Source organism: Chryseobacterium sp. 27AL (assembly GCF_057815395.1).
In genome coordinates, this window is sequence record NZ_JBYRIW010000004.1 from 205,953 (window position 1) to 214,459 (window position 8,507).

An 8,507-nucleotide genomic window follows, 5' to 3' on the forward strand; every position below is an offset into this window, starting at 1 on the left:
TTCCTGTTCCTGTCGTTCATGTGCATGTCAGTAATGACTTTTGCGCAGCAGAGACCGGCAGTCCGGGACACAGCAATAATAAAAAAGGACTATCAGCTGGCAGATCCTACACAATATGAAGCCTATTATGATATAAAAACCGGTATGTATTACGTATATCCGAAGATCGGAAATACCATTACCGGACCTCCTACAGCCATGTCTCCCGAAGACTATAAAGAATTTATGATGGCGGAGCAGACCAGGGCTTATTACAAAGAAAAGTCGGACCGCTACAGCCTGATGTTCAGAAAGGATAAAAGTGATGCGGCCAGAAAAGGATTAATTCCTTCTCTTACCATCAATAACCGTCTTTTTGAAACGATTTTCGGAAGCAATAAAATTGAGATCATTCCTTCAGGATATGTCTCGTTTGATTTTGCAGGGCTTTATCAGAAAATCGATAATCCACTCATCTTACCTCAGAACAGGACGAGTTTTACCTTTGACATAGATCAGAGAATTCAGCTTGGTTTATTGGGGAAAGTAGGAGAGAATCTACAACTGAAGGCCAATTATGACACGCAGAGTGGTTTTGCCTTCGAAAACAGGATGAACCTCGTATGGCAGGCTAAAGGAAGCTGGAAAGATCTTCAGCAAAAAGGACTTCAGGATGTTGATAAGCCTAGTGCCGGCGGCGAAGATAAGATCATCAAAAGAGTGGAATTTGGTAACGTAAATATGCCGCTTTCAACCAGCCTCATCCGTGGATCTCAATCTTTATTCGGGGTAAAAACAGAATTCCAGTTAGGAAAAACGTACGGAACCGTTGTATTATCCCAACAACAGGGAGAAGCCAGGAATATTACTGTTCAGGGAGGGGGTGTGATGAATACGTTTAAGCTGAATGCTATTGATTATGAAGACAATCAGCATTACTTTATCGGGCATTATTTCCTGAACAATTATGATAATGCTTTATTAAATTATCCCCAGATCAATTCGAAAATCAGCATCACCAGAATGGAAGTTTGGGTGCTGGATCAGGGAAACAGCAACTTGCAATATCAGAAAAGTATCGTTGGGGTAAGGGACCTTGGAGACGCTCCGGGTGTACTTCCAAATAACGACCAAACCGGATTTAATCTATACTCTGCAGTAAATGCATTACCGGGATTAAGGGATGCAAGCACAGCTTATGATGCTATAAAAGGAGCAAATCTTCCTGTCGCATCGGGCGGAACACAAACGTATACAGACGGAGAACATTTTATCTTTAATAAAAAAGCAAGAAGATTAAATACCAACGAATATATCCTTCAGCCACAATTAGGATACATTTCATTAAACCAGAAACTGAATGATAACCAGCTTTTGGCGGTGTCATTTTCATATACGGTAAATGGAAGCAATCAGGTGTACAAAGTCGGGGAATTCTCTGAAGAAAGTACGGTTTTGGTAGCAAAACTTTTAAAACCGAATACCACAGTAAAGACTTCCTCTCCAATGTGGGATCTGATGATGAAAAATATCTATTCGCTGGATGCAGGCCAGGTGATTCAGGACGGATTTCTACTGAATGTTTTATACAGGGATCCGCAGTCCGGAGGTAAACTAAACTATCTTCCGGTGGCTAATAATCCGCAGGTGAACAATGTTCCTCTAATCAAATTACTAAACTGGGACCGACTCAATGCCAACGGTGACTTACAGTCCAATGGAAATACAACAGGGGACGGAATTTTCGACTTTGTCAATGGAATCACCATCAGACCGGAAACAGGGAGGGTGATCTTTACCAAAGCACAGCCATTTGGTAATTATATTCAGTCGGTAATCGGAAGTAATGATCCGCAGTATGTTTTCTCGGATCTGTACAGCCAGCAGAAGCAGGTTGCCATATCCAGTAACCTTGCTCAGCGATATACCATCGAAGGCCGTTATAAAGGAACTCAGGGACAGGGAATATCTTTAGGAGCTGTAAATGTTCCTCAGGGTTCTGTAAAAGTCTCTGCAAACGGTGTTCAGCTTACCGAAGGTATCGACTATACCGTAGACTACATGCTCGGTACGGTAACCATCATCAACGAGCAGGTGAAGCAGTCCGGGCAGGCAATTAATATCTCATTAGAGAATCAGCTTACTTTCAATACCCAGAGAAAACGTTTCTTAGGATTAAATTTAGAAAGAAGATTTAATGAAAACTTTATTTTAGGAGGAACTGTTGTTAATTATTCCGAATCACCGCTTACTCAAAAAGTGAACTACGGACAGGAAGCCGTAAACAATACCATGGCGGGAATCAATTTAATGTACAACAATCAGTTGCCATTCCTGACTCGATTAACCGATAAAATTCCGTTTGTAAATACAGAAGCACCTTCCAATGTAAATTTCAAAATGGAAACTGCTTATTTGCTTCCGGGGTTAAATAAAGGAATTAATGACCAGTCTTATATCGACGATTTTGAGCAGACCACTTCAAAGATTACTTTAAAAGAACCAACCGCATGGAGTCTGGCTTCTAAACCTGAAAAAAACCAATCTAATTCTTTGTTTACAGGTGCCGGTAAGAATAATGACATCAGAGAAGGTTATGGAAGAGGTTTGCTATCATGGTATAACATTGACCCAAGATTCTGGGGAGTAGGAGGAAGAGCGCCGAACGGGATTACACCGCAGTCGGTTTCCAACCACGCTTCCAGAAGAGTTCAGTTCTCCGAGATTTTCAATAACAGGGATTTCGTTGCAGGAGAACAGACCTATACCAATACATTTGATATTTCATACTATCCTGCAGAAAAGGGACCTTATAACTCAAATCCTGCCGCTGAAAGTACATCGCAAAGATGGGCCGGTATTATGAGGCCAATCTCGGTTTCGAATTTTGTAAGTTCCAATATTGAATATGTGGAATTCTGGATGATGGATCCTTATGCCGACGGAAATACGTTGGGTGCAAATCCAAAACTTTTATTACAGTTAGGTAACGTATCTGAAGATATCCTTAAAGACGGCCAAATGCAATACGAGAACGGATTGCCTACACCTTCAGCTCCATCGGTTACCACAAACTCGAACTGGGGAATTCAGCCTAAGCAGCCACCGATTTTATACGCTTTCTCAAGCGAAGGTGCAGACAGAACGGCACAGGATTTAGGATACGATGGATTAAGTTCAGATCAGGAAGCAGCTTTATTTGGAAATACATTTGTAAACCCGGTTACAAACATATCTGACCCTGCAGTGGATGATTTCGTATTCTACATGTCAGACAGATTTACCGGAAATCAGGCGGCATCTGTAGTACAGCGATATAAATACTTTAGAGGTCCGGAAGGAAATTCACAGAGTAATTCCCTGGAAGTTTCTACCCAGACTCCGGATTCGGAAGATATTAACAAAGATTATAACCTTGATCAGAGCGAAAGCTATAATCAATATGAAGTGAATCTTGATCAGGGAAGTTTGGCATTAGGAAGCAATAATATCGTTGATGTTAAAACAGTTCAGGCTCAATTTCAGAATGGACAGACTTCTCAGGTAAAATGGTATTTATTCAGAATCCCAGTTTCACAGTATGTAACAACAGCGGGAGATGCAGACCCTTCAATTTTAAATAATGTAAGATTCGCAAGATTATTATTAACAGGGTTTGATCAAACTTCTACATTAAGATTCGGAACAATGGATCTTGTAAGATCCGACTGGAGAAAGTATCCTAAAAATATTGCTAAATACTCAACCCTTGATGGGAGCGGAAGTATTGTAATACCAGATCCTGCAACAGATGAAGGATTAAATATTGATCCAAACATTCAGAATCTTGAAGTGGGAAGTGTAAATATTGAAGAAAATGCTTTAAACCAACCTCCTTATGTATTGCCTCCGGGAATCGATAGGCAGATCCTGAGTGGAAATGCAGGTGCACAAAGACAAAATGAGGCTTCTTTATATTTGAAAGCCACAGGATTACGTGCTAATGAAGCCAAAGGGGTATTTAAAAATACTTCTCTTGATATGAGAAGATATAAGAAATTAAAACTTTTTGTACATGCCCACACGGATCCTAGAACCGAAGGTTCAGTTAGTGGTCAAATTGATGAAAAGACTAAATTTTTTATTCGTTTAGGAAGTGATGCTACAGACAACTATTACGAATATGAATCTTCATTAAAGATTACTCCAACAAATGCTACCGCTCCTATGGAAATCTGGCCAATGGAAAATGATGTTGATCTGAATATTCAGGATTTTGTAGATGCTAAAATAAGAAGAGATAAGAATCATTCGACTCAGATTGTGCAGCGATTAAAAGATGAGGCTTTTGACCCTGGGAATACCTTTAAAAGTATTTATATAAAAGGCCGTCCTAGTTTAGGAAATATTACAACCATAATGATTGGTATCAGAAACGGAGATGACAGGGGTACTCCAGGTGCCATCGACAGGATTCTTTGGGTCAATGAAATTCGTCTTTCCGAAATTGAAAATGATGGTGGATATGCTGGAAATGCAAGTTTAAATTTCAATCTCGGAGATTTTGCTACGGTGAATACCAGTGCATCCTACACATCCGTCGGATTCGGAAATATTGATTCTAAACCGGCAGAAAGAAACCAGTCTACACAGTCTGCTTTCAGCATCAATACAGCAATTAACGTTGATAAATTCTTACCTGAAAAAACAGGAGTGAAAATCCCGTTAAACTATTCATATTCTCAAACTATCGAAGATCCGAAATACAATCCTTTGGATACCGATGTTGAATTTAAAAAAGCCGCTAACAGAGAGGAACTCAAAAAAGTTGCAAGAACATATACCCAACAGAGAAGCATTGGTGTTGTAAACATGCACAAAGAAAGAATGAACCAGAATAGAAAACCGAAATTCTATGATGTGGAAAACATTTCCGTAACAGCTGTTTATAACGATGATTTTTACAGGGATATTTACACCAAAAGAAATTACAGGCAATATCTGCGAGGGTATATAGATTACAATTATACTTTTAAACCGTGGGTGATCCGTCCGTTCAATAAAATGATCAGCGATACGGCAAAATCTACGAAATACCTGAAATGGGCAAAAGAATTTAATTTCAATCCAATACCAACAAGATTCTCTTTCAGAACAGAGGTTGACAGAAATTATAACGAATTGGAGTTCCGTAATATTGACGCTATTTTAAACGGAAACTATAATGATGACTTCGGGGCAATCAAAAACAGAAACTTCTATTTCGGATGGCAGTATGGTTTAGGATTTAATTTCACGAAATCTCTAAAGCTTGAAATCAATTCAGCTACCAGAACGTTAAATGACAATGTGGATGTAAACACCATGGATAATAATTCCATTTTCGGAAATGTGTTCAGAGCCGGAAGACCTGTATTGTATAACCACAGAGTTCAGTTAAATTATAAACTGCCGTTCCAGTATCTTCCGTACTTAGATTTCATCGATGCGGAATTAGGTTACGGATTTACCTATAACTGGAATGCGAGATCCACTGTTCTTTTGGCAAGTCCGGATGGAAGTTTAGGATCGATCGGGCAGAATACCAATGTGATTTTGGCTACCGGTACGGCGGACTTTACGAAGTTCTTTGGCCAGTTTAAATATTTTAAAAATATTTCTGCCAAACTTCAGAAACGTAAGCAGGAAATTGATTCATTAAATAATGCGTACACTCAACAGTGGGAGAAAAACAAATATGCTTATAAAAAATATAAGTTTAAAAACAGACTAACGCCACTTCAGAGTATGGCGTATCTGTTGACCTCCATGAAACAATTGGATATCAACTATTCTGAAAATAACGGTACGGTACTTCCGGGATTACTTTCTGCGCCGAACTGGTACGGATATGGTCAGACATTAGGTGGTCCTACCATCGGATTCCTTTTTGGTTCACAGGCAGATATCAGAAGAACCGTTATGGAGAATGGTTGGGTGAGTGACTCTGAATTTATGACCGATCCTTATGTGCGGATGTCAACAAGAGAACTTCGTGCAAATCTGCAGATCATGCCGATGAATGATCTCAGAATTGATATCAGTGCGCTGCACAATTACAACAGAAACTTTACGCATACCGGATTTAATTATGTTGATAAAACTGATCCATTGAATCCTGTGCCTAATCCTAATTATACATTTGCCAATGATATGGTAACTTATACCAATTCTGTGGTGCTCCTTAAAACAGCATTTAAAGATGGTACCGCAATTTATCAGGCAATCAGGGAAAACGCAAGAGCCTTGTCACAGCAAATGCCGGGAGCTTTGGAACCAAACGGATTCAAAGACGGCTACGGAATATCAAATGCTTACATTCTTATCCCTGCATTCAGGGCAGCGGTGGAAGGTAAGACTCCAAAAATGATGGGCAATCCTAAAAAAGCAGGACTTCCGATTCCAAACTGGAAGATCACGTATTCAGGATTAAGAAATGTTCCGATTATTAATGGGCAATTCTCCAAATTCGATATTCTCCATGCTTATCAAGCAACGTACACTGCAACGGGAGTTCAGTCGAGTATAGATTATTTTAATACGCTCAATAATCTTGGTGCAACACAGAGAGATATCAATGACGATTATATCAATCCGTTTACATTCGCTCAGGTAGGGTACGTAGAAAACTTCTCACCATTAATCGGGGTTGACATGACAATGAGAAATAATATGCAGTTTGGAATCCAGTATAATAGATTAAGAACACTATTATTAGGATTAGTCAATCATACGCTCACTGAAGATTCAAACAGTGAATATGTTGTAAGAGTAGGGTATATCATCAGAAACTTCAGACTTGGAATGACCAACGTCAGAGGAAGAGGTAAAGCTAAAGGAAGTGATTTGAATATCAGAGGAGATTTCTCCTTAAGAGACAGCAGAACCAGCATTACCAACATCCTGCTGGATGACTCACAGGTTACCGGAGGTCAGAGATTAATGAACATTAAAGTGTCTGCAGACTACAACGTTTCGGAAAATCTGAACCTTAGAGTATTCTACGAACAGATGACCTCAAAATATAAAATCTCAACCGCATTCCCACTGTCAACGATAAGAGCAGGGATCTCAGCTACATTTACCTTCGGAGATTCAGGAGGTTTCTAATTAGAACTAAAATAAATTTAAATGTCCTTCACCTTTTGGAGGATATTTTTTATATCCAATATTTGAAGCTTGTAGAATTTTGAATACATTTGTACAAAATAAAAAATTAAAAATGAACACACCATCAGAATTAAAGTACACTAAAGATCACGAATGGATTAAGATCGAAGGTAACGTGGCTACAATCGGTATTACAGACTTTGCTCAGGGAGAGCTTGGTGATATCGTTTATGTAGACGTAGATACTGTAGATGATGAATTGGAAGGAGGAGCAGTTTTCGGAAGTGTAGAAGCTGTAAAAACAGTTTCAGACTTATTCTTACCAATTTCAGGAAAAGTGATTGAGTTCAATTCGGAACTTGAAGATCAGCCTGAGCTTTTGAATTCAGATCCTTATGGAAACGGATGGATCATCAAATTAGAAGTTGCTGAAGGTGCAGATCAGTCAGAATTACTTTCCGCTGAAGAATATCAGGCCATCATTGGATAAAATTTCAAAAATATTTAGTAAGATACTGCCCATTTATTGGGCATTTCTTACTTATATGCTTCTGAAGCCCGGAGAAGAAAACCACGAATATTGGTTTATGTTCGACGGGATCGACAAACTCTTACATCTCAACATTTTTGCGGCACTTGGCTTCTGTTTCATGGCTGCATTTCCAAAAATCAGATTTTACTACTTCATTCAGATCATTCTTATATATGCCTTTCTTACAGAAATTCTCCAGCAGGAAATGGGACTCGGCAGATCAATGGAGACTCTGGACGTTCTTGCAGATACCATTGGCTGTCTCATCGGCTACTTTACATACAAGTTTCTTGTCAAAAGATTTTTCTGATCTTATTTACAAGCATTCACTACCACAACAGAACTCATCCACTCTCCAACTCACTCTCCAACTCTCACACCTTCATCTCTTCCTTTTTTTCAGGGAGCTTTTTCCGGCTCTCCGCTCATACTCCTCGCGCCGACCTTCACCGATGCTCTCCAACACCCAATCCTGTACGCTCCAACACTCCAGCCCCGCTGTGGGGTAACCGCTTCTATCCGGGCTAGGGTATGGGGGCTTTCTTTCAACAGTCGCCATCCAAATATTACCCAAACCCTCCAGCACATCTTTAATAAAAGTAAGATTGCACATATTAAAAGCACCTGAATATTATAAATTCACAATCTGCATCATCAGCCAAATCCGCGAGAGATTAAATAAAACAAACCCTAAACACGCCCTCCGACACTCAACCCTTTACGCTCCAACGTTCCAGCCCCGCTGTGGGGTAACCGCTTCTATCCGGGCTAGGGTATGAGGACTTTCTTTCAACAGTCGCCATCCAAATATTACCCCAACCCCCAAACACATTTAATAAAGAGGGCCACTCAAAATAAAAGCACCTGA

3 protein-coding genes are annotated in these 8,507 nt (G+C 39.7%); all 3 read left to right on the plus strand.

Going from position 1 to position 8,507, the window contains the following annotated elements; all coding sequences use genetic code 11:
• Nucleotides 1-18 precede the first annotated feature (18 nt).
• The 3 genes from sov to AC3WV0_RS10030 all read left to right on the plus strand — a co-directional run bounded on the left by sov (nt 19) and on the right by AC3WV0_RS10030 (nt 7,949).
• Complete coding sequence (gene sov, locus AC3WV0_RS10020) at nt 19-7,107, plus strand: T9SS outer membrane translocon Sov/SprA (RefSeq protein WP_488845957.1); 7,089 nt, start codon at nt 19-21, stop codon at nt 7,105-7,107.
• A 112-nt stretch (nt 7,108-7,219) separates the two neighbouring features.
• Entirely contained in the window at nt 7,220-7,597 is a 378-nt protein-coding gene (gcvH, locus tag AC3WV0_RS10025; protein WP_089855944.1) for a glycine cleavage system protein GcvH, read from the plus strand.
• 55 nt (nt 7,598-7,652) lie between these two features.
• The gene (locus AC3WV0_RS10030; protein ID WP_488845952.1) at nt 7,653-7,949 is read left to right on the plus strand and encodes a VanZ family protein; all 297 of its coding nucleotides are present in this window, start codon (nt 7,653-7,655) and stop codon (nt 7,947-7,949) included.
• The last annotated feature ends 558 nt before the right edge of the window (nt 7,950-8,507 follow it).

What these genes read in the sequence shown, in the direction of transcription:
- AC3WV0_RS10030 (WP_488845952.1), top strand. Translation starts at nt 7,653, where the DNA reads ATGCTTCTGAAGCCCGGAGAAGAAAACCACGAATATTGGTTTATGTTC.
- gcvH (WP_089855944.1), top strand. Translation starts at nt 7,220, where the DNA reads ATGAACACACCATCAGAATTAAAGTACACTAAAGATCACGAATGGATT.
- sov (WP_488845957.1), top strand. Translation starts at nt 19, where the DNA reads ATGTGCATGTCAGTAATGACTTTTGCGCAGCAGAGACCGGCAGTCCGG.